The 20,773-nt window shown below is 70.8% G+C and carries 17 protein-coding genes, 2 tRNA genes and 1 pseudogene; 3 read left to right on the forward strand and 17 right to left on the reverse strand.

Annotation, left to right across the window (positions count from 1 at the left end; translation table 11 throughout):
* The 5 genes from IEY89_RS20410 to leuS all read right to left on the reverse strand — a co-directional run bounded on the left by IEY89_RS20410 (position 1) and on the right by leuS (position 8,709).
* On the reverse strand, positions 1–2,538 hold the full coding sequence (locus IEY89_RS20410) for a ComEC/Rec2 family competence protein (RefSeq protein WP_189149019.1): 2,538 nt from the start codon (positions 2,536–2,538) through the stop codon (positions 1–3).
* A 131-nt stretch (positions 2,539–2,669) separates the two neighbouring features.
* Entirely contained in the window at positions 2,670–3,782 is a 1,113-nt protein-coding gene (locus IEY89_RS20415) for a ComEA family DNA-binding protein (protein WP_189148890.1), read from the reverse strand.
* Between the two features lie 152 nt (positions 3,783–3,934).
* Positions 3,935–4,780 (reverse strand): DegV family protein, encoded by an 846-nt coding sequence (locus IEY89_RS20420; protein ID WP_189148891.1) that lies wholly within the window; start codon positions 4,778–4,780, stop codon positions 3,935–3,937.
* A gap of 81 nt (positions 4,781–4,861) precedes the next feature.
* Positions 4,862–5,632: a hypothetical protein gene (locus tag IEY89_RS20425; protein ID WP_189148892.1), complete on the reverse strand. Its 771-nt coding sequence runs from the start codon at positions 5,630–5,632 to the stop codon at positions 4,862–4,864.
* Between the two features lie 197 nt (positions 5,633–5,829).
* On the reverse strand, positions 5,830–8,709 hold the full coding sequence (gene leuS, locus IEY89_RS20430) for a leucine--tRNA ligase (RefSeq protein ID WP_189148893.1): 2,880 nt from the start codon (positions 8,707–8,709) through the stop codon (positions 5,830–5,832).
* 478 nt (positions 8,710–9,187) lie between these two features.
* On the opposite strand from leuS, the gene IEY89_RS20435 reads away from it, so the two are divergent.
* Positions 9,188–10,480 (forward strand): ferric reductase-like transmembrane domain-containing protein, encoded by a 1,293-nt coding sequence (locus tag IEY89_RS20435; protein WP_189148894.1) that lies wholly within the window; start codon positions 9,188–9,190, stop codon positions 10,478–10,480.
* Positions 10,477–12,096 (forward strand): NADH-quinone oxidoreductase subunit NuoF family protein, encoded by a 1,620-nt coding sequence (locus tag IEY89_RS20440; protein WP_189148895.1) that lies wholly within the window; start codon positions 10,477–10,479, stop codon positions 12,094–12,096. Before IEY89_RS20435 ends, IEY89_RS20440 begins: the two co-directional genes overlap by 4 nt.
* Positions 12,097–12,240: 144 nt before the next feature.
* Here the strand turns inward: IEY89_RS20440 and IEY89_RS20445 are convergent.
* From IEY89_RS20445 to IEY89_RS20485, 10 genes and pseudogenes are all read right to left on the reverse strand, one after another.
* A tRNA-Ala gene (locus IEY89_RS20445) sits at positions 12,241–12,313 on the reverse strand.
* A 99-nt stretch (positions 12,314–12,412) separates the two neighbouring features.
* Positions 12,413–12,646 (reverse strand): hypothetical protein, encoded by a 234-nt coding sequence (locus tag IEY89_RS20450; RefSeq protein ID WP_044472114.1) that lies wholly within the window; start codon positions 12,644–12,646, stop codon positions 12,413–12,415.
* A gap of 246 nt (positions 12,647–12,892) precedes the next feature.
* Positions 12,893–13,036: pseudogene (locus IEY89_RS40760) on the reverse strand (MFS transporter); the annotation flags it as partial.
* Positions 13,037–13,112: 76 nt separating this feature from the next.
* Positions 13,113–13,185 (reverse strand) — tRNA-Ala (locus IEY89_RS20455).
* Between the two features lie 107 nt (positions 13,186–13,292).
* Positions 13,293–13,967 (reverse strand): histidine phosphatase family protein, encoded by a 675-nt coding sequence (locus tag IEY89_RS20460; protein ID WP_189148896.1) that lies wholly within the window; start codon positions 13,965–13,967, stop codon positions 13,293–13,295.
* Positions 13,964–14,407, reverse strand: coding sequence for a ribosome silencing factor (gene rsfS, locus IEY89_RS20465; protein WP_189148897.1), 444 nt, complete (start codon positions 14,405–14,407; stop codon positions 13,964–13,966). Before rsfS ends, IEY89_RS20460 begins: the two co-directional genes overlap by 4 nt.
* A 140-nt stretch (positions 14,408–14,547) precedes the next feature.
* On the reverse strand, positions 14,548–16,296 hold the full coding sequence (locus IEY89_RS20470) for an LCP family protein (RefSeq protein ID WP_189148898.1): 1,749 nt from the start codon (positions 16,294–16,296) through the stop codon (positions 14,548–14,550).
* Between the two features lie 16 nt (positions 16,297–16,312).
* Complete coding sequence (nadD, locus tag IEY89_RS20475) at positions 16,313–17,017, reverse strand: nicotinate-nucleotide adenylyltransferase (protein WP_189148899.1); 705 nt, start codon at positions 17,015–17,017, stop codon at positions 16,313–16,315.
* 66 nt (positions 17,018–17,083) lie between these two features.
* Positions 17,084–17,248, reverse strand: coding sequence for a hypothetical protein (locus tag IEY89_RS20480; RefSeq protein ID WP_189148900.1), 165 nt, complete (start codon positions 17,246–17,248; stop codon positions 17,084–17,086).
* A gap of 120 nt (positions 17,249–17,368) precedes the next feature.
* Positions 17,369–17,530, reverse strand: a complete 162-nt coding sequence (locus IEY89_RS20485; protein ID WP_189148901.1) for a hypothetical protein — start codon at positions 17,528–17,530, stop codon at positions 17,369–17,371.
* 101 nt (positions 17,531–17,631) lie between these two features.
* Here IEY89_RS20485 and IEY89_RS20490 point away from each other — a divergent pair, with 101 nt between their 5' ends.
* Positions 17,632–18,753 (forward strand): M48 family metallopeptidase, encoded by a 1,122-nt coding sequence (locus tag IEY89_RS20490; protein WP_189148902.1) that lies wholly within the window; start codon positions 17,632–17,634, stop codon positions 18,751–18,753.
* Positions 18,754–18,848: 95 nt separating this feature from the next.
* Here the strand turns inward: IEY89_RS20490 and IEY89_RS20495 are convergent, their stop codons facing one another.
* Both IEY89_RS20495 and IEY89_RS20500 read right to left on the reverse strand, forming a co-directional pair.
* Positions 18,849–19,919 (reverse strand): SCO2583 family membrane protein, encoded by a 1,071-nt coding sequence (locus tag IEY89_RS20495; RefSeq protein WP_189148903.1) that lies wholly within the window; start codon positions 19,917–19,919, stop codon positions 18,849–18,851.
* A 101-nt stretch (positions 19,920–20,020) separates the two neighbouring features.
* Entirely contained in the window at positions 20,021–20,629 is a 609-nt protein-coding gene (locus IEY89_RS20500) for an SCO2584 family spore wall biosynthesis protein (RefSeq protein ID WP_444545543.1), read from the reverse strand.
* Between the last annotated feature and the right edge of the window lie 144 nt (positions 20,630–20,773).

Here is a 20,773-nt window from a genome sequence, read left to right on the forward strand (position 1 = left end):
TCAGTTTCTCGCCACCCTCAGCTCCCGGCCCGCACCGACGACCGCCAACGCCCCGTCCTCGTCCGTCCGCAGCACCACCGCTCCTGCCTCCCTGAGCGCCGCCACCGTGCTGGGAGCGGGATGCCCGTACGTGTTCTCCGCGCCGCACGAGATGAGCGCCAGCCTCGGGGCCGCCGCCCGTATGAGGTCCGGGTCCTGATAGGCCGACCCGTGGTGGGCGACCTTGAGTACGTCCACGGCACGCACCTGCGCGGCGGCCGGCGAACTCAACAGCGCGCGCTGGGCCGGGGGTTCGAGGTCCCCGAGGAGGAGCAGCCGCAGCCCGGCCGACCGGACGAGCAGCGTGACACTGGCGTCGTTGGCGCCTTCCGGCTCGGGGGCCGGGGCCGGCCTCGGCCACAGCACCTCCCAGTCGAGGTCACCCGTCCGCCGCCGCTCACCGGCGACGGCACGCGTCACCGGGATGCGCCGCGCCGCCGCCTCCCTAAGTACGAACTCGGCCTGCTCCTCGGGCTCCTCGAACCCCGTTGTCTCGATCGCGCCCACCGAGCGCCCGCGCAGCACGCCGGGCAGCCCGGCAACGTGGTCCGCGTGGAAATGGGTGAGGATCACGAGGGGCACCTTGGTGATGCCGAGTTCGCGCAGACAGTGGTCGACCAGTGCCGGGTCGGGTCCGGCGTCCACGACCACACCGGCGCCTTCCCCCGCCGCGAGCACGGTCGCGTCGCCCTGCCCCACGTCGCACATCGCGAACCGCCACCCGGGCGGCGGCCACCCCGTGATCACCCTGGTCAGCGGCGCCGGCCGCAGCACCACCAGGAGCAGCAGCACCCCGCAGGCCGCGCACCACCCCGGATGCTTCAGCAGGCGCGCGCCGACGAACACGACGAGCACCATGCACAGCCCCAGCAGCAGCGCGCCCGTCCAACTGCCCGGCCAGTCCACTCCTCCGCCGGGCAGCGCGGCTCCGGTACGGGCGATGTCCACGATCCATCCCGCGGGCCAACTCGCGCCCCAGGCCAGCACCTTGGCCACCGGCAGCGCCACCTGAGCCGTGGCCAGCGCCGCGAAGCCCAGCACCGTGGCCGGGGCGACGGCGAACTCCGCGAGCAGGTTGCACGGCACCGCCACCAGGCTCACCCGTGCCGACAGCACGGCCACGACGGGCGCGCACACGGCCTGCGCCGCACCGGCCGCGGCCAGCGCCTCGGCCAGGCGCGGCGGCACCCCACGCCTGCGCAACGCCGGGCTCCAGCGGGGCGCGAGGGTGAGGAGTGCGCCGGTGGCGAGGACGGAGAGCAGGAAGCCGTAACTCCGGGCCAGCCAGGGGTCGTACAGCACGAGCAGCAGAACCGCTGTCGCGAGCGCCGGAATCAGCGACCGGCGGCGCCCGGTCGCGAGGGCGAGCAGCGCGACGGATCCGCAGGCCGCGGCACGCAGCACACTCGGGTCGGGTCTGCACACGACGACGAATCCCAGGGTGAGCGCGCCACCGAGCAGTGCCGTGGTCCGGAGGGAGATACCCAGGCGGGGTGCGAGGCCACGCCGTTCGACCTGCTGGGCGAGGGCGGGTGGTCCGATGAGCAGGGCGAGGAGGATCGTGAAGTTCGCCCCGCTCACGGCCATCAGATGAGTGAGGTCGGTCTCCTTGAACGCCTCGTCCAGCTCGGGAGTGACGCGTGAGGTGTCCCCGACGACCAGCCCGGGCAGCAGCGCCCGCGCGTCCGCCGGCAAGTCGTCGGTGGCGTCCCTCAGTCCCGCACGCAGGAGCCCCGCGAACCGCTGCGCCGCCGAGGGCTCCCTGACCACCTCCGGCGCCGCCCGGTCCCGTACCCGCAGCACGGCCGCGACCCGGTCACCGCCCGTCAACGCGGGCACGAGCCGTCCGGTCACCCGTAGGCGTGTGGACGGCAACAGCCCCAGCCAGGGTGACCGCTCCGGCCCGTCCGCCGCCTTCGCCGCCCGGCGGAACGGTCCCGTGCGCGTCGGCTTCGCGCCCACGGCGACGGTCACGAGCACGGGCGTCCGAGTCGCCACCGTGCTTCCGTCCGGCTTCTGGACGCGCCGGACATCGGCGTCGAGCAGTACGGCGGTCGGCAGGGCGTGGGCGCCCTGGATGCGGGGCCGGGTGAGTCGCGGATCGGAGGTGACCTCCAACTCGGCCGTCACATGGGCGTACTGCCGGGCCAGCCCCGGTACCGGCCCCCGCCGCAGATCGGCTCCGTGCAGCCCGGCGGAGACGGCAGCCGCGGCGACACAGAGCAGCACGGCAGCCACGGAAACCCGCGACCAGGTGCCCCACCGGGGCTGTCCCGTCGGCGGGAGACCGGATCCCCCGGAAGTACGGCGGACCAGCAGGAGCAAGCCGGCCGCGACCGAACAGGCGACCGCGACGCCGGTGACCCACCCGGGCGGGGCATCCAGCGCCAGCGCCGCCGTCGCCCAGGCTGCCAGTGCGGGCGGCACCAACCGCAGGTCGGTCGGCCCCTTCTGCCGGGGATGGGATTCCCCCAGCCGTTTCCCCGAGGCCGCGTGCACGGGCCGGCGGGCGCGAGGTGATCGGCGGGCGGGGGTGAGCCGGTCGTCGGGCGTGCGGGGCTCGTCCGGTGCCGGCCCGGCTGTCTCACGCCCGGGCGGGCCTTCGGATCGCGATGTGTGCGGTACCCGGCTCATGGCTGCACAAGGTTGCGCAGATCGGCGAAGCGGCGCTCGCCGATGCCGTTGACGTCGCGCAGCTCGTCCACGGACCGGTATCCGCCGTGCTGGGTGCGGTAGTCGATGATGTGCTGCGCCAGCACAGGGCCGACCCCCGGCAAGGTGTCGAGCTGATCCGTGGTGGCCGTGTTCAACGAAACAGGCGCCGCCGGCCCGGCCCCCGCCCCGCCCGCTGAGCCGCCCGCTCCCCCACCACCCGAGCCCACCACACCGCCCACGACCGCCCCCGGTACGGGCACAGCCCCGCCGACCACCACCTGTTCGCCGTCCACGAGGAACCGCGCGCGGTTGAGCCCGTCGGTCTTCGTACCGGGACGCACCCCGCCCGCGGCCCGCAGGGCGTCGGCGACCCTGGATCCGGTCGGCAGTCGATGCACTCCCGGCGCCCGTACCTTGCCACTGACGTCCACCACGATCTGGGCCCCGGCCGTTCCCGCGACGCTCCGGGGATTGGCCGCACCGTCCGCCCGCGCGGCCCCGAACGGAGCCGCCGCCCGCACCACCTCCGGTGCCCGAACGGGCTGCTCACGCCCGGTCCAGAAGTGCTGCACGGCCAGCACCGCGGCAGCGACCAGCACCACCGTGAGCGCCATCACGCTCCGCCGCTCCAGACCGCACCGCACCTGCAACCACAGGGGCATCCGCTCCCGCATCGCGAGCCCGGCCCGTTCCTGCCAGGCCCCGGCAGCCCGACCGCCCACGGCTCCGGCGTCGGACCCGATGCCGCTGTCCGCAACGGCAGTCGCGGTGGTACCCCCGTCGATGTCCACGCCCGCACCGGAAACCCCACGCCCCGGCGGCCCGGGGAACCGCGCCCTCTCCCCGCCGTCCGCCGCCCCCGCATCCCGCTCACCACCCGGCGGTCCGTTCCCCGATTCCCTTCGTTCCAGCGCCTGTTCGCCGAAGAGCACCTCCGCCCGTCGGCGGATCTCGTCGGCCGACGCCTGATGCTGTCGGGCACGGCTGCGGGGCCGGCGATGGCCGTGGCGGACGCGGCCGTCGGACATCGGGCCGCGTCCCGGGCCGCTGGTCGGAGTGGTTGCGCGTGAACGTGATCGAAGTGCCATGTGCCGAGGATGGAGCAATCCACCACACTCGCGATGATCTTGCTCAATTCCGGTGGATTACCAGCCGGTTGTGGATAACTCCGTCACCCGCACGGATTCCACGCACCGACGGAATCCCGTCCCCGGAGCCCTCCAAAACCCCCGCAGGCCCCTCACCGAGGCGAAACGACCACTCCCAGCAGCCCCGGTCCCGTATGCGCCCCGATCACTGCTCCGATCTCGCTCACGTGCAGCTCGGCCAGCCCCGGCACCCGGTCCCGCAACCGGTCCGCGAGGGCCGCTGCCCGGTCGGGGGCGGCCAGATGGTGAACGGCGATGTCGACCTGCGCCCCGCCCGCCTGTTCGGCGACGATCTCCTCCAGGCGGGCGATGGCCTTGGACGCCGTCCGTACCTTCTCCCGCAGCTCGATACGGCCGCCGTCCAGCTGCAGCAGCGGCTTCACGGCGAGGGCGGAGCCGAACAGGGCCTGCGCGGCGCCGATCCGGCCGCCACGGCGCAGATAGTCGAGGGTGTCGACGTAGAAGTAGGCGGACGTACCCGCGGCCCGCTTCTCCGCGGCGGTGACGGCCTCGTCCACCGTGCCGCCCGCTTCCGCCGCCTCGGCCGCGGCCAGCGCGCAGAACCCGAGGGCCATCGCCACCATGCCGGTGTCCACCACCCGCACGGGCACCGGCGCCTCACGGGCCGCCAGGACCGCGGCGTCGTACGTGCCCGAGAACTCGGCGGAGAGGTGCAGCGAGACGATGCCGGTGGCGCCGGACTCGGCGACCTTGCGGTAGGTCTCCGCGAAGAGCTGGGGGCTGGGGCGCGAGGTGGTGACGGACCGGCGTTTCTGGAGTGCCTGGGCCAGGGACCGGGCCGAGATCTCGGTGCCCTCCTCGAATGCCCGGTCGCCGAGGACCACGGTCAACGGCACCGCGATGATGCCGTGGCGCTCCATCGTCAGCGGCGGCAGGTAGGCCGTTGAATCGGTGACGATAGCGACATGGCGGGACATGAGCTGGAGGTTACCTGCCGTAGCTCGTGGGCGGCAGTCCGCCCCTGTCACCTGCGACGGGGCCGGAGCCGGCCCACCGGATCAAGTCGTGCTCTCGGGACGGGGTTTCTTCTGCCAGGGGTAGACGGGCTGCTGGACCGGCGGGGTGATGGCCGGCCGCGTCTGTTCGGCGGCCCGGCGCGCGTCGGGGTTGTCCGGCCAGGTCTGCTGCGCCGCGGCGCCGTCGGCGGCCGGTGCCTCGGGCCACGGCGGCGGAGCGGGGGCGGGGGTGTCGGTCGGCGTGGGTGTCGCGGCAGGCGAGGGCTCCTCGGTCGTCCAGTGCCGCAGGGCGCCCGCCTCGACGTCTATCTGGCTCCTCAGGGCGTCCAGGTCGTCGTCCGCGAAACGGGTCGCCCGGTCCCGGGCCGCCCAGCGCAGCGAGTCGGCGGCGTGCGTGATCTGCTCGGTGCGTTCGCGCAGGGCGGGCAGTCGTGCGACGAGTGTCGCCCGGTCGGGCTCGGACTCCAGCCTCTTGAGTTCGGCGTCCAACTCGTGGCCGTGCGCGCTGAGCCGCTCGAAGAGGCCCAGGGACTCCTTGAGGGACTCGTCCTCGCCCACGCCCGCGTGCAGCGCGTCCTGCGTGGCACGCATCGACGTACGCAGCCTGAGCCTGAGCTGGGCCAGCTCGCCGGCCGGGCCGAGCTGCGCGTAGGTCTTGGCGCGCAGTGTGGTGTCCTCGACAGTGCGGCGGGCCTGCGAGATCGTCCGGTCCACACCCCTCTTGGCCGCGCCGACCACCTTCACGGTCGCGTACACGCCCAGCACGACGAACAGCAGGAAGAGCAGAGCGACAACGGCGACAGCGGCTTCCACGGCGCTCCTCCTCATACCGGTAGCGGCCTTCGCGCCGCTCTTCAACGGTAAACGCAAAGGGCAGGCCCGGAGTTCCGAAAGAACCCCGAACCTGCCCGTAGGGGACTACCCCGAGCGGCCCGACGGACCGCCCGCGCCTACACCTGCGCGATCGCCCGTATCAGCCTTTGCGGCAACGCCTCCACCGACGCCCGCACCTACGCCGTGACGATGTTGACCAGCTTCGGCGCCCGCACGATCACCTTGCGGATCCCCGCGCCGGCCAGCGCCTCCACGACCTTGTCGTCACCCAGTGCCACCTTCTCCAGCTCGTCGTCGGAGATCGACGGCGAGACCTCCAGGCGGGCCTTGACCTTGCCCTTGATCTGCACGACGCAGGTCACGCTCTCGTCCACGACGTACGCGGGGTCGGCGACCGGGAAGTCCTGGTGGACGACCGAGTCGGGGTGGCCCAGCCTGCGCCACAGTTCCTCGGCGATGTGCGGGGCCAGCGGCGCGACCAGCAGCACCAGAGCCTCGGCGACCGTGCGCGCGACCGGACCGCCCACCTTGGTCAGATGGTTGTTCAGCTCGGTGACCTTGGCGATAGCGGTGTTGAACCGCAGGCCCTCCAGGTCCTGACGGACACCGTCGATCGCTTTGTGCAGGGCACGCAGTGTCGCCTCGTCGGCCTCGGTGTCGACAACGGTGACCTCGCCGCTGTTCTCGTCGACGACGTTGCGCCACAGCCGCTGCAGCAGCCGGTACTGGCCCACCACCGCGCGCGTGTCCCACGGCCGCGACACGTCCAGGGGACCCATCGCCATCTCGTACAGGCGCAGCGTGTCCGCCCCGTACTCGGCGCAGATCTCGTCCGGAGTGACCGCGTTCTTCAGGGACTTGCCCATCTTGCCCAGCAGCCGGGAGACCTTCTCGCCCTGATGGAAGTAGGCGCCGTCGCGCTCCTCCACCTCGGCGGCCGGGACGGCGATGCCGCGGCTGTCCCGGTACACGAAGGCCTGGATCATGCCCTGGTTGAACAGCCGGTGGAACGGCTCGACCGAGGAGACGTGCCCTAGGTCGAACAGGACCTTGGACCAGAAGCGTGCGTACAGCAGGTGCAGTACAGCGTGCTCGGCGCCGCCCACGTACAGGTCGACGCCGCCGTGGGGCTGCCCCTCGCGGGGGCCCATCCAGTACTGCTCGATGGCCGGGTCGACCAGCTTCTCGCTGTTGTGCGGGTCCAGATAACGCAGCTCGTACCAGCAGGAACCGGCCCAGTTGGGCATGGTGTTGGTCTCGCGGCGGTACTTCTGGGGGCCACGTCCGTCACCCAGGTCCAGGGTGACGTTGACCCAGTCCGCGTTGCGCGACAGCGGGGTCTCCGGGGAGGTGTCCGCGTCGTCCGCGTCGAAGGTGCGCGGCGAGTAGTCCTCGACCTCGGGCAGCTCCAGGGGCAGCATCGACTCGGGCAGCGAGTGGGCGACGCCGTCCTCGTCGTAGACGATGGGGAAGGGCTCGCCCCAGTAGCGCTGGCGGCTGAACAGCCAGTCGCGCAGCCGGAAGTTGACGGTGCCGCGGCCGATGCCCTTGTGCTCCAGCCACTCGGTGATGCGCGCCTTGGCGTCGGCGACGGCCAGCCCGTCCAGCGAGATGTCGTCGTTGGCCGAGTTGATGATCTTCGCGTCGTACGCCCCGAAGGCGTTGTCCCACGTCGAGGTGTCGGTGCCGCGCCCGTCGGTCGGCTCCACGATGCAGTGGATCGGCAGCTCGAAGGCGCGCGCGAACTCGAAGTCGCGCTGGTCGCCCGCCGGTACGGCCATGATCGCGCCGGTGCCGTAGCCCATCAGGACGTAGTCGGCGACGAAGACGGGGATCCGCTCACCGTTGGCCGGGTTGGTCGCGTACGAGCCGGTGAAGACACCGGTCTTGTCCTTGGCCTCGGCCTGCCGCTCGACGTCCGACTTCGAGGCGGCCTGGGCACGGTAGGCGGCGACAGCCTCGCCGGGTGTGGCGTGGCCGCCCGTCCAGACGTCGTGGGTGCCCTCGGGCCAGGCGGCCGGGATCAGCTTCTCGACCAGCGGGTGCTCGGGCGCCAGGACCATGTAGCTCGCGCCGAACAGGGTGTCCGGGCGGGTGGTGAAGACCGTGATCGCGTCACCGTCCACGGGGAAGTCGACGCGGGCACCCTCGGAGCGGCCGATCCAGTTGCGCTGCTGCAGCTTGATGGCCTCGGGCCAGTCCAGCGCGTCCAGGTCGTTCAGCAGCCGGTCGGCGTAGGCGGTGATGCGCATGTTCCACTGGCGCAGCTTGGCCTTGAAGACGGGGAAGTTGCCGCGCTCGGACCGGCCGTCCGCGGTGACCTCCTCGTTCGCCAGTACGGTGCCCAGTCCCGGACACCAGTTGACGGGCGCCTCGGAGGCGTACGCCAGGCGGTACTCGCCCAGGACGTCGGCGCGCTCGGCGGCGGTCAGCTGGTTCCACGCGCGCGCGTGGTCACCCGGTACGGCGCGCTCGCCGCTCTCGAACTGGGCGATCAGGGCGGCGATCGGGCGGGCCTTGTCCGCCTCCTCGTCGTACCAGGAGTTGAAGATCTGCAGGAAGATCCACTGGGTCCACTTGTAGTAGTCCGGGTCGATCGTCGCGAAGGACCGGCGCTTGTCGTGGCCCAGGCCCAGCCGGCGCAGCTGGACCTTCATGTTCTCGATGTTGGCCTCGGTGGACACCCGGGGATGCGTGCCGGTCTGCACCGCGTACTGCTCGGCGGGCAGGCCGAAGGCGTCGAAACCCAGGGTGTGCAGGACGTTGTGGCCGGTCATGCGCTGGAATCGGGCGGACACGTCGGTCGCGATGTAGCCCAGCGGATGGCCGACGTGCAGACCCGCACCGGAGGGGTACGGGAACATGTCCATGATGAACTTCTTGGGCTTGGCGACCAGCTCGGCGTCGCCCGCCAGATCGCCGCTCGGGTTGGGGGCGGCGTACGTGCCCTCGGCGTCCCAGAAGTCCTGCCAGCGTGCCTCGATGTCGGCCGCCATGGCAGCCGTGTAGCGGTGCGGCGCTGCGACCTCGGCGGCAGCGGGGTTCGTCTCGCTCATGGTCCTCAAAGCTCCATCGATCGTCTCTGCCAGCGGCTGGAAATGAAAAATCCCCTCGCACAGGAGGGGACGCCGCGCCGATGCCGACCACGATTCGTCAGCGGTCGGGACTGATCAGCGCGGCTCGCTAAGCAGAAGGCGTACGGCACGCATGGCGTCAGGGTACCGCAGCCGTCGAGCGCGCCGCGACGGAGTTCCCTGGCGCGTGGCACCGGGTGCCACGCGCATGAAGTGTTCCCCGAGTCCCCACAGGACCCCCACACACCGCCCCGGGCCTCCGGGCGGAAACGTGAATCACCACACAGCAAAACCTGAACCAGGTTCAAAAATTACTTCGCGTAACAACCTCTATGGGACATCACAACGACCTCACAGCCCTTTGGTAACAGCGCAATAACTCAAACCTCGTACTCCTCGGTATGTCTCGACTTAGAGTTCGACGCGGGACCGCCTTCCCGAACCGCTCGGAGTTGCCCCCATGAACCCTCGTAGTAACAGTTCGCTTCCCAGGACGGGCCGTTCGGCCTACGGCATGGCGACCGCTGCCATGCTGCTGCTCATACCCGTGGTCGTGCTGGTCGGAGGTGACTCGGTCCAGGACTTCCTCAACTTCGGCGCCGGCGTGCTGTCACTGGTCGCTCTCACCTGCTCGGTGATCTGGGGTCTGGTCGCGACCGACCGGGTCTTCCTGAACACCCGTCAGCGGTTGCTCGCACAGGCCGTGCACCGGACGACCGCCGTCTCCTCGGTCGCCTTCCTGCTGATGCACGTCTCGGTCAAGCTGGCGCTCGACCACGCCACACTGATCACCGCGCTGATCCCCTTTAGCCTCGGCCTCACCGGCACCGCCGGTCTCATCGGCATGGGCTCCATGGCCGGCCTGCTCATGATCTTCACGGCCGTCACCGGCGCGCTGCGCAGCCAGTTCGCCTCCCCGGCACCGGTCGCGGCACGCTGGCGCGCGATGCACATGCTGGCCTACCCGGCCTGGTGCTTCGCCCTGGTCCACGGCCTGTACGCGGGACGCGAGGCGAAGCCGGTCTTCACGATCCTGTACAGCCTGTCCCTGGTCGCGGTCATCGCGGCCCTGGCACTGCGCTCGGCGCCCCGCCCGTTCAAGCGCAAGGTGGCCGCCCAGATCATGGCGATCCTGGGGTCCCAGGAGCGGCCCGGCCGCGAGGGCCTGGACGCGAGCCGGGCACGGCTCGGGGAGTCCGCCCTGCCGGGCTACGAGAACCAGTCCGCCGGCAGGCCCGCGCGCGGGGACTCGGGGGTGCCCTCGCCGCGCAGCGCGCCCTCCGCTTCGCCGCTCTACGACACTCCGGCCAGCCGCGCCATGACTCCCGAACCCGCGCAGGACGGGTTCGCGGCGGCCTACCGCGCCGTCACGCCCCCGCAGGACTCGTACATGGACCAGACCGCGCGCATGGACATCCAGGCCACCGAGGCGATGCCGCGGATGGACGGCAGCACGTCGGGCAGTTGGCCGATCCCGTCCCCGCCGCCCGTGGGCGAGGCCCCCGTGTCGGCGTACGACCCCATGGCCGACACCGGATACAACATCCCGGCCTATGGCAATCCGGGCACTGCGGCGTATGGCACGAGTGATGTGTACAACACCGGTGAGTCGAATGCCGCCTATGGCACGTACAACGCGAACGACACGTACAACAGCGGTCCCGCCACTGATACAAACCCCGGTGCTTCCTTCGACTTCGACGCACCGGGTTCGGGCGAACCTTGGAACGCGCCTTCCGGAGGCTTTAAGTGAACGAGGCTCTGCCCGACGTCCCCGAAGTCCGCGTGGTCGGACTTCCCCAGCTCACGTCGGGTTTCGACCTTGTCGAACGACTGGATCTGCCCATGCACCTCAAGGTGCACGGGCCGCTCGAACCGATGGGCGGCGAGCAGCTCGCGCAGCTCTCCGAACGTATTTCCCTGAAGGGCCGCGGCGGCGCGGGCTTCCCTTTCCACAAGAAACTGCGGTCGGTCGCCGAGACGGCGATCCGCCGCGGTGTGCGGCCGGTCGTCGTCGTCAACGCGAGCGAGGACGAGCCGGCCTGCCGCAAGGACACAGTGCTGGTCAACCGTGCCCCGCACCTGATCCTGGACGGCGCCCTGCTGTGCGCGGAGGCCATGGGCGCCCGCACCCTCGTCATCGGGGTGACACGTGAATCCACCCAGCGTTCCATGGAGGCCGCGCTCGCCGAGCGCGGCCTCAACAACGGCCGCCGATCGGCCCTCCGCGCGCGTGTGCAGCGCAATCCGATCCGGATGGTCACCGGCGCCGCCGCCTCGCTGATCCGCTCCATCGACGGCGGCCCGGCGATCCCGCCCGGCCGCAAGATCAGCGCCTCGCAGAGCGGCGTCGGCGGCGCACCCACCCTGCTGTCCAACGCCGAGACCTACGCCCAGCTGGCGATCGCCGCCCGCATCGGGGCCGAGCGTTACTGCAACACCGGCCTGTACGACGAGCCGGGCACCGTCATGCTCACGGTCTCCGGCGCGGTCGCCCGCCCCATGGTGATCGAGGTGCCGACAGGTGTGCCCCTGCGGTACGTCCTCCAGCTCGCCGGCGCCCCGCCGGTTCCGCAGGGTGTGCTGACCGGCGGCTACCACGGCAAGTGGATCGACTCGGCAACGGTCAACGAGGCGATCGTCTCGCGCAACTCCCTGGACGCGGTGGGCGGCGCGCTCGGCGCCGGCGCGATCCTGCCGATCAGCCAGGACACCTGCCCGCTGGGCGAGTCGCTGCGCGTGGCCCAGTGGCTGGCCGAGGAGAGCGCCGGCCAGTGCGGCCCCTGCTACCTCGGTCTGCCCGCCGCGGCGCGCGGTATGGCGGACATCCTCAACGGCGGTGGCCCGGCCGCCCTGGAGGCCGTCAAGCAGGTCGCCAAGTCCGTGAAACGGCGCGGTGCGTGCTCGCACCCGGACGGCTCGGCGATGTTCCTGGAATCGACCATCAAGGCGTTCACGGACGACCTCGCCGCCCATGTCCTCGGAAACGGCTGCGGAAGGCCCGTGGAAGGCGTTCTGCCGCTCTTCGAGGGCGGTCAGCTGCCCTCGGGCCTCCCGGGCGGTCAGTCGGAGGAGGAGAGCGGCCCCAGCCGCCAGAAGATCTACGTCGACTGGACCCTCTGCCGCGGTCACGGCCTGTGCGCCGACATCCTCCCGGAGGTCTTCGAGCTCGGCGCCGACGGCTTCCCGACCGTCGCACAGGCCAAGGTGCCCCGCTACGCGGAGGCGAAGGCGCTGCGCGCGGTGCGCCGCTGCCCGGCGCTCGCCCTGCGCCTGGAAGAGGACACCAGGACCTCGGCCCCCGACCGCCTGCCGGTCCTGTCCCAGCGCGGCGGCCGGGGCCGACGCGCTCTGGGCAGCGGTCGCTGAGACACGCGACAAGCAACCACGGCGGGCCACCCCGATCGATCGGATGGCCCGCCGTCCGCGTTCCCCGTACGTGTCCTGTACGTGTTCCCATGCACAACGCCGAAGGCGGGCCATCCTGTTCGGATGACCCGCCTTCGATTTCTGTGGAGCTAAGGAGAATTGAACTCCTGACCTCCTGCATGCCATGCAGGCGCTCTACCAACTGAGCTATAGCCCCTCGCGTTCCGCCGGGTTTCCCTGGCGGGCGACGCCAACATTACCGGTCCCCCGGTGCAGCACCAAATCGTTTCCGTCCGGCCCGGCGGGGGTACCGGGGTCAGGCCGTGACGAACGAGTAGAACCGCTTGAGAGTGCAGTGCTCCTCAAGGAGTCGGCCGTAGATCGGCTCGCCCTCCAGCTCACGGTAGGTCTCGATCGGGTCGCCTTTTATGATCAGCGCCCGCGCGCATTCCTCGCACCAGTACTGGTAGTCGTGGTTCACGGGCTCCATGTCACGGACGATGGGCGTACCACTGCCGCACCAGTCGCATTTCCTCCTGTGTGCACCCATCGATCAGCTCCAGCTGTGGCCGCAGGCCGTACACACGTAGGAAACGCCACCGTTGTCACCGAGCACCTGGGCGACATGGCCGGAACCGCAGGAAGGACAGCTGAGACGGGTTCTCCTGCCTCGTATGACTGCCGCTTCAGGGGGGTGACCGACCTCCCTGAGGATGCTCGCAGGCATCGCAACTCCCTCCCGTCGGGCCGCGCCCCCTTCCGGCCGTTTGATTCTGCCACGGACGGACCAATACGGTCAGCGACGCCTTCGTACCAGTCCGGACACGGCACCCACCGCAGCCGTCGCGGCCAGCGCAAACATGCATACAAGAAGAGCTTCCGCAGAGGTATACGCCTCCGAGGCCCCAAGTGACTCAAGCCGGTCCAGGAAGAGTCTGCCGGAGTTGGCGGGCGAACGGCGAGAGTCCCGCTCCCCCGAGGGGAGCGGGACTCTCGTCACACGATGTCTTGATCTGTGGAGCTAAGGAGAATTGAACTCCTGACCTCCTGCATGCCATGCAGGCGCTCTACCAACTGAGCTATAGCCCCTCGCGTTCCGCCCGGAACCGCGGGGCGAACAAGAAGAACTTTAGCCTGTGACCAGCCGGAAAGTGAAATCCGGGTCCCGGTCCCTCACGGGGTGCGGGGAGGGGTGGTCAGTCGTCGTCACCGAGGACCGGTTCGGGCAGTGTGCCGGCGTTGTGCTCCAGGAGACGCCAGCCACGGGCGCCCTCACCGAGGACGGACCAGCAGCAGTTGGAGAGACCGCCGAGGCTCTCCCAGTGGCGGGACTCCAGGCCGAGCAGGCGCCCGATGGTGGTCCGGATGGTGCCGCCGTGGCTGACCACCACGAGGGTGCCGTCCTCGGGGATCTTCTCGGCGTGCCGCAGCACCACCGGGGCGGCGCGGTCGGCGACTTCGGTCTCCAGTTCGCCGCCGCCGCGGCGGATCGGCTCACCGCGCTTCCACGCGGCGTACTCGTCGCCGTGGCGGGCGATGATCTCGTCGTGCGTCAGCCCCTGCCAGACGCCCGCGTACGTCTCGCGCAGGCCCTCGTCGTGCGTCACCGTGAGGCCGGTGAGCTCGGCGAGTTCGCGTGCGGTGTGCGCCGCGCGCTGGAGGTCCGAGGCGACGATCGCGTCGGGCTTCAGGGAGGCGAGCAGCCGGGCGGCGCGGCGGGCCTGGCCGACGCCGGTCTCGGTGAGCTCCACGTCCGTGGTGCCCTGGAAGCGCCGCTCCACGTTCCACGCCGTCTGGCCGTGGCGCCACAGGATGAGGCGACGGCCCGGGCCCGGCTTGCGGCGGGCCCCGGCGGGCGCGGGGGCGGTCACCGCAGGCCTTCGAAGTCGGCGGTGTCCTCCTCGGCCCGAAGCTTGGCGTGCTCGGCGGCCTTGCCGCGGGTGGCCTTGGCGTCGGCGGGCAGCTCCAGCTCGGGGCAGTCCTTCCAGAGCCGCTCCAGGGCGTAGAAGACGCGCTCCTCGCTGTGCTGGACGTGGACGACGATGTCGACGTAGTCCAGGAGCACCCAGCGGGCCTCGCGGTCGCCCTCGCGGCGGACCGGCTTGGTGCCGAGCTCCTTGCTGAGCCGCTCCTCGATCTCGTCGACGATCGACTTGACCTGGCGGTCGTTGGGTGCGGAGGCCAGCAGGAAGGCGTCCGTGATCGACAGCACGTCGCTGACGTCGTAGGCGATGATGTCGTGCGCGAGCTTGTCGGCAGCCGCCTGAGCGGCGGCGGAGATGAGCTCGATGGAACGGTCAGTGGCGGTCACTACAAGGCTTTCGGTCGGCGGTCGGGAACCCGTGCGGGTTACCCAAGGGTCTCACGGACCACCGACACCACCCCACGTCATTACCGGATCACACCCCGGGGCACCCGCTCCGGGCCCGGGGTGTGCGCTCCGTCGTGCCTTCAGGACGCCGGCTCGTAGTCCTGGCCGAGGATCACGGACACGTTGGCGTTCGAGGAGACCGTGCCCTTCTTCACCGAGCTCGTGGGCAGACCCAGCGTCTTGGCGGCCTCGGTGGCGTTGTCCTTGTCGGCCGCGTCGGCGTAGGTGACCTGGGACGTGGCGCGGGCGGTTTCGGCCGTTCCGGCCTCCAGGAAGGTGAAGCCGCCGTTGAGGAGGACGATGCGGGCCTTCTCGGTGTCGCCCTTGTCGCCACTGGCGTTCTGGACGGAGACACGGACCGCGGCGCCCTTGTCGGGGTTCTTGGCGGTGCCGCCGAGCACGGTCTTGACGACCGAGGAGCTGGCCTGGGCGCTCAGGGTGCCGTCGCCCTGCACGGGCAGCAACGCGGTCCTGTAGTCGCCGCCCTTGGCGAGGTCGGCGAGCCTGGCGAGGAAGCTGCCGAGGTCCTTGTCGGTCAGCGAGGGGTCGAGGATCTGCGCCAGCGTCTGCACGGTGACCGTCGCGGCCTGGGTGTCGGAGGACAGCTTGCGCAGCACGCCCTGCATGACCTGCCCGAAACGCTCGAGCTGGGCGTCCTGGGCCTCGCCGGAGGCGAGGTAGGTGGCGTAGGCGACGGCCATCTTGCCGCTGAGGGTCTGGTCCTCGCCCTTCTTCACCAGGGGCGCCGTGCCCTTCTTTTTGGCGTCCGGATCGGGTACGTCGGCGTTGGTGTCGATGTCGATGTTGCCGACCAGCTCGACGAGGTTCTGCAGGTAGGGGGTGTCGAGCCGCCAGGTGCCCTCGATGTCGGTGCCGAGGACGGTGTCGAGCGCGTCGCGGGTCCCGGAGGAGCCGTCGTCGGCGACGGACTTGGCGAGCGTGGTCGTGGTGCCGTCGTCGCCGGTCAGGGCGAGGGAGTTGGGCAGCAGGACGGTGGTGCCCTGCTTGGCGGTGGCGTTGTCGACGAGCAGCACCGTGGAGGTGCCGCCCTTCTTGGTGTTGTGCAGGTGGACGACGACGACGTCGCGCTTCTGGGCCCCCGCGGCGGTCGCGCCGCCGGTCGTGCTGTCCGCGGACGACGTCCCGGGCAGCTTCCCCGCGTACCAGAGATAGCCGACCCCGCCCACCGCCACCAGGGCGAGGACGACGACCAGGGCGACGGCGCGGCCACGGGCGCGGCGCTTGGCCTCCTCGCGGCGCTCGGTGCGGTTCTCGGTGAAGTTCAGCCAGTCGATGACGTCCTCGGAGTCACCGGTGGGTTCCTCGACGAAGGCGAACTGCTGGGTGCTGTAGTCGCGTTCGCCCCCGTCCTGCGGGCTCTCCCGGTCCTGCGGAACGTCGCCCTCGACGGGACCGCCCTGCTGCGGGACGTAGGCGGTCTGTTCGGCCTGCGCGGTCCGTGCCGTCGGTACCGAGGGCGCCGCCTGCTCGGCGACCCGGGGCTGCTGCCCACTGCTCGCCGCCTGCCCGTAGGGGTCGTACCCGGTGGCCGGGTTCCCGGCTCCGTACGGGTCGTACGACGGGACGGGCTGTTGCTGCCCGGTCGCGTACGGGTCGTAGCCGTACCCCTCGTACCCCTGCGTCTGTGTCTGCGGGGACTGCTGTGCGTAAGGGTCGTAGGACTGTTGCCCCGGCGGCTGTACCTGTTGCTGTTGCTGGTACTGCTGCGGCGGCGCCGCCGGCTGGTAAACAGGCCGGCCGTAGTCGTCGTAGCCGACGAGCTCGTACTGCTGGTCGCCGTCGTACCCGGAGTCGTATGGGTCGTTCACCGGTGCCCCTCTCGGCTCACTCGCCGCGGTACAGCTCGCGCTTGTCGATGTAGCGCACCACACCGTCCGGCACCAGATACCAGACCGGGTCGCCCTTGGCCACCCTCGCACGGCAGTCTGTGGACGAGATGGCCAGGGCGGGAACCTCGACGAGCGAGACACCGCCCTCCGGGAGTCCCGGGTCGGTCAGGGTGTGGCCGGGCCGGGTGACCCCGATGAAGTGCGCGAAGGAGAACAGTTCGTCGGCGTCGCGCCAGGTGAGGATCTGGCCGAGCGCGTCGGCGCCCGTGATGAAGAACAGGTCCGTGTCGGGGTTGAGCGCGCGCAGGTCGCGCAGGGTGTCCGTGGTGTACGTCGGGCCACCGCGGTCGAGGTCGATGCGGCTGACCGAGAACTGGGGGTTCTCGGCGGTCGCGATGACCGTCATCAGGTAGCGGTCCTCGGCCGGCGACACCTTGCGGTCGGTCTTCTGCCACGGCTGTCCGGTCGGTACGAACACCACCTCGTCGAGGTGGAACTGCGCGGCGACCTCGCTGGCCGCCACGAGGTGCCCGTGGTGGATCGGATCGAATGTGCCGCCCATGACGCCGAGGCGGCGCTTGCCCGGGTTCGACGGACCGTTGCCGGGCACACGCCGGAGCCCCGGCGGGTTCTCCGTGTCGCGCGCCGGACGGTCGCCGGCGTTGTTCGCCGGACCGGTAGGCATGTCCTGCTCTCCCATGCGGCAGACCCTACCGGCCCGGCCTGAGGGCACCGGCCGCAGCCTCCGGCCCCTCCTGGACCGGAATCAGCGGTCTCGGTTGAAGCGGGTGGTGATCCACAGCAGGAGCATCAGGATGAGGAAGGCGCCGCCACCTGTGACGTAGGCGCTGAGGCTCTCGTGGTTGCCGGTGTGCTCCTCGCCCTCGGCTGCGAGGGTGACCAACTGGGCTGCGGTGCTGTGGAAGCTCATCTTCGGCAGGACCTATCCGGTGAGGGCGGGATAAAGACGTCGGCTCATCGTAAGCGTGCCCGTCGACGGGGGTCACGCCGACTCCGCCGACAGGTCCGGGGCGGGAACTTCCGGCCCGTCTCAGTCGTCCTTCTGCCTGTACCCCCGCAGCAGGAGCCACGCGGTCAGGATGCAGCCGAAGAACATCACGATCAGCACGATCCGGAGCAGATCGCCGGATCCCTGCTTCTCGGCGGCGCTCGCGGCCTCGGTGATCCAGTCGGTTACGGGGGTGTGGTCCATCGGATCGCTCCTTACGGTGTGCTGCCCCGCCACGGTATCTCCGCCTAGGCTGGGCCCCGCTCGGGGGGCACATGAGGCAATCAGACGCATGGGGGGAACACATGTCCGACGACAGCCGTGAGAGCAACGGGCAGGAGCCCGAGGGCCAGGAGAACGTGCCCAGCAGACAGCGCACCCGCTTCCCGGGGATCTCCTCCCGGGCGTACGAGCACCCGGCCGACCGCTCCGCCCTGGTCGCCCTGCGCAGGCTCACCGGGTTCGACACCGTCTTCAAGGCGCTCAGCGGACTGCTTCCCGAGCGCAGCCTGCGGCTGCTGTTCCTGTCCGACTCCGTGCGCGTCTCGGACCAGCAGTTCGCCCACCTCAACGCCATGCTGCGCGACGCCTGCCACATCCTGGACCTGGAGAAGGTCCCGCCGATGTACGTCAACCAGGACCCGCAGCCCAACGCGATGTGCATCGGTCTGGACGAGCCGATCATCGTCGTCACCACCGGCCTCGTCGAGCTGCTCGACGAGGAGGAGATGCGGGCCGTCGTCGGGCACGAGGTCGGACACGCGCTCTCGGGCCACTCCGTCTACCGGACCATCCTGCTCTTCCTGACCAACCTGGCCCTCCGCGTCGCCTGGATCCCGCTGGGCAACATCGCGATCATGGCGATCGTCACCGCCCTGCGTGAGTGGTTCCGCAAGTCGGAGCTGTCCGCCGACCGCGCGGGACTGCTCGTCGGCCAGGACCTCAAGGCCTCGATGCGCGGCCTGATGAAGATCGCCGGCGGCAACCACCTGCACGAGATGAACGTGGACGCGTTCCTCGCCCAGGCCGAGGAGTACGAGGCGGGCGGCGACCTGCGCGACTCCGTGCTGAAGATCCTCAACGTCCTGCCGCGCACCCACCCCTTCACCACCGTGCGCGCCGCCGAGCTGAAGAAGTGGGCGGAGTCCCGCGACTACCAGCGGATCATGGACGGCCACTACCCGCGCCGCACCGAGGACAAGGACACCTCGGTCTCCGGCTCCTTCCGCGAGTCGGCGGCGAGCTACGCGAGCAACGTCAAGGACTCCAAGGACCCGCTGATGAAGCTGGTCTCCGACATCGCGGGCGGGGCGGGCGACCTCGGCGGCCGGGTCCGGCGCGGATTCGGCGGATTCGGCGGCTCCGCGCCCGGCGGCACGCCCGGCGACGACTCCACACCGCCCAAGGACCAGCCCCCGCGCCCCTGAGGGGCGCGGGGGCTGTGTCGATCTGCGGCTCCGGCGCGAGGGCGCGACAAGACCCCACCGGCCCGCAGATTCAGTACCGCACTTCCCGCGGAGCGCTAGACCTTCGGCTGCGCCCCCGCCGCCAGCGACCCGCACAGCGCCGTAGCGCCACCCGTGGCGAACGGATCCGTACCGGCGGGGCCACCCGCCTTCGCGGTCTGGCCGGCCAGCAGCGGCCGCAGGTAACCGACGGAGTCCTCCGCACAGGACAGCGGTCCGGCCTGGACGTAGGAGACGACCAGCCGGGCCTGGTGCATCCGCAGGTCGTCACGGTCGAAGCTGAAGTGCAGCTCGCGGCGGACGGTGAACAGGGACGCCTTCGCCCGCTCACCGGCGCCGGCCGGCCGCAGCGCGTACACGAAGGTGTGGTCCGCGACGACCTCCAGGGTCGCCGAGTCGGTCTCGGTGGCCCGCAGCGTGCCCCGAACCCGGATCCTGTCGTCGGCCAGCTGGACGCGGGAGGGGTCGAAGCGCACCAGCCATCCGGTGGGCGCGTGCCTGCCGTCGCCGGTCGGGCGGTCGAAGCTCGCGTCGAACTGGTCGAGTTGGTCCGGATCGAGCATCACCCGCACGGCCCGGACCTCGCTGCCGGTGAGCACCTCCGGATAGAGCGAGGACTCGACTATGTAGTCCTTGGCGGTGGTCAGGGCGCTGACGACCTGGCCGTCCGAGAAGTGTGCGGTGCTCCGCGTGGCGGGCAGCGCGATGCCCTCGGCACCTATGGAGAACTGGGCCGCCGGACTGTTCGCGAACAGTTGTTCGGGATCGTTCGCGCCGGGCACGGCTCCCTGCGGCGCGAGCGGGATGACGGTCATCCGCAGCGGCTCTGGGGACAGCTTGGCGACCGGGCTCTCGTAGGGGTTCCGTACCCCCATGTAGATCGCGGTGCCGAGGGCGAGAGCGATCAGCAGGACGAGGATCAGCGCCTGCCGGGACAGCCCTCGGTGCAGGGGCTGACGACGGCGTACGGCGGGCGCGTGGTCGTCCAGGCGCTCCTGGGCGGAGAACTCCTGGAGCCGGGCAGCGCGGACGAACGACTCGTCGAAGACGACGGATCGGTACTCGTCCTCGCCGCCACCAGGGACAGCCTCGGGTGTCCCCTCAGGTGGGTCTCCTGGTCCGCCCATACATTCAGAGTAGGTCGGCGGAAGCCTCGGTAAACGCGCAGCCGCACGACAAGTTCTGACAGGTTCTCACCAGCAGGGAACAGGGCAGGGGCGGGTTCGCGTCAGGGCGTCCGCGGGATCGCCGAGACGGCCGGGTGGGAGTAGTCGGCCGAGGCCGAAGGGCTCGCCGCGTGGCCCAGCCCGCTGCCCTGCTCAAGACCGGTCGAGGCGGGCGGCGGCACCACCTCCTGACGGCTGGAGGACGCCCCCCGGTAGACCGCCGTGAAAGCCAGCGCGACCATGCCGATCCCCATCACGAGGGCGAGCATCCAGGCGACCGGGCGGTGCCAGCGGGAGACCTGTTTGCCGTGCGTGCCGGGAGCGCCGTAGCGGCTCTCCAGGAACTGTGCGTCGTCCAGGTCGTCGAGATCCGCATCGTGGCCGAAATAGGCGGGGTCGTCGGGGCCGAAGCCGTCTTCGTGGCGCTCGTCGTCCCCTCTGGGACCTCTGGGGCGCGCCCGGCGCGCCTCGGCCTCGGAGGCCTCCGCTCTCGCCTGCGCTGCGGCTAGGAGGCGTTCGACGGCGGTCGGCTCGTGCGCCACGGCCGCCTGCACGAAGGCCTCGTCGAAGACCACGGAGGCGAACTCTTCGTCCGACACCCCGCGGTCGTGGTCGTCGTCGGGCTCCCAGCCGTCAGGGAAGAACGGCGTGCCCCCCACGTCCTCCGGCACAGATCCAGAGTAGACCGGGGGTGTCATTTTGGGCAGACCGTAGGGAAATTCAGCTACCGGATGAGATGCGTTTACGCTCGCCGGCCGCCGTCGCCCGCCCCGGACCACCGGGGGCACAGCGCCGGGCGTACGTCCGCCGTCCGC

The organism is Streptomyces lacrimifluminis (assembly GCF_014646095.1).
In the GTDB taxonomy this organism is placed as follows: domain Bacteria; phylum Actinomycetota; class Actinomycetes; order Streptomycetales; family Streptomycetaceae; genus Streptomyces; species Streptomyces lacrimifluminis.

Coding starts and splice junctions, on each gene's coding strand:
- IEY89_RS20415 (WP_189148890.1), bottom strand. CDS start 3,782: ATGGCACTTCGATCACGTTCACGCGCAACCACTCCGACCAGCGGCCCG.
- IEY89_RS20420 (WP_189148891.1), bottom strand. CDS start 4,780: ATGTCCCGCCATGTCGCTATCGTCACCGATTCAACGGCCTACCTGCCG.
- leuS (WP_189148893.1), bottom strand. CDS start 8,709: ATGAGCGAGACGAACCCCGCTGCCGCCGAGGTCGCAGCGCCGCACCGC.
- IEY89_RS20435 (WP_189148894.1), top strand. CDS start 9,188: ATGAACCCTCGTAGTAACAGTTCGCTTCCCAGGACGGGCCGTTCGGCC.
- IEY89_RS20450 (WP_044472114.1), bottom strand. CDS start 12,646: ATGGGTGCACACAGGAGGAAATGCGACTGGTGCGGCAGTGGTACGCCC.
- nadD (WP_189148899.1), bottom strand. CDS start 17,017: ATGGGAGAGCAGGACATGCCTACCGGTCCGGCGAACAACGCCGGCGAC.
- IEY89_RS20480 (WP_189148900.1), bottom strand. CDS start 17,248: ATGAGCTTCCACAGCACCGCAGCCCAGTTGGTCACCCTCGCAGCCGAG.
- IEY89_RS20485 (WP_189148901.1), bottom strand. CDS start 17,530: ATGGACCACACCCCCGTAACCGACTGGATCACCGAGGCCGCGAGCGCC.
- IEY89_RS20490 (WP_189148902.1), top strand. CDS start 17,632: ATGTCCGACGACAGCCGTGAGAGCAACGGGCAGGAGCCCGAGGGCCAG.
- IEY89_RS20495 (WP_189148903.1), bottom strand. CDS start 19,919: ATGGGCGGACCAGGAGACCCACCTGAGGGGACACCCGAGGCTGTCCCT.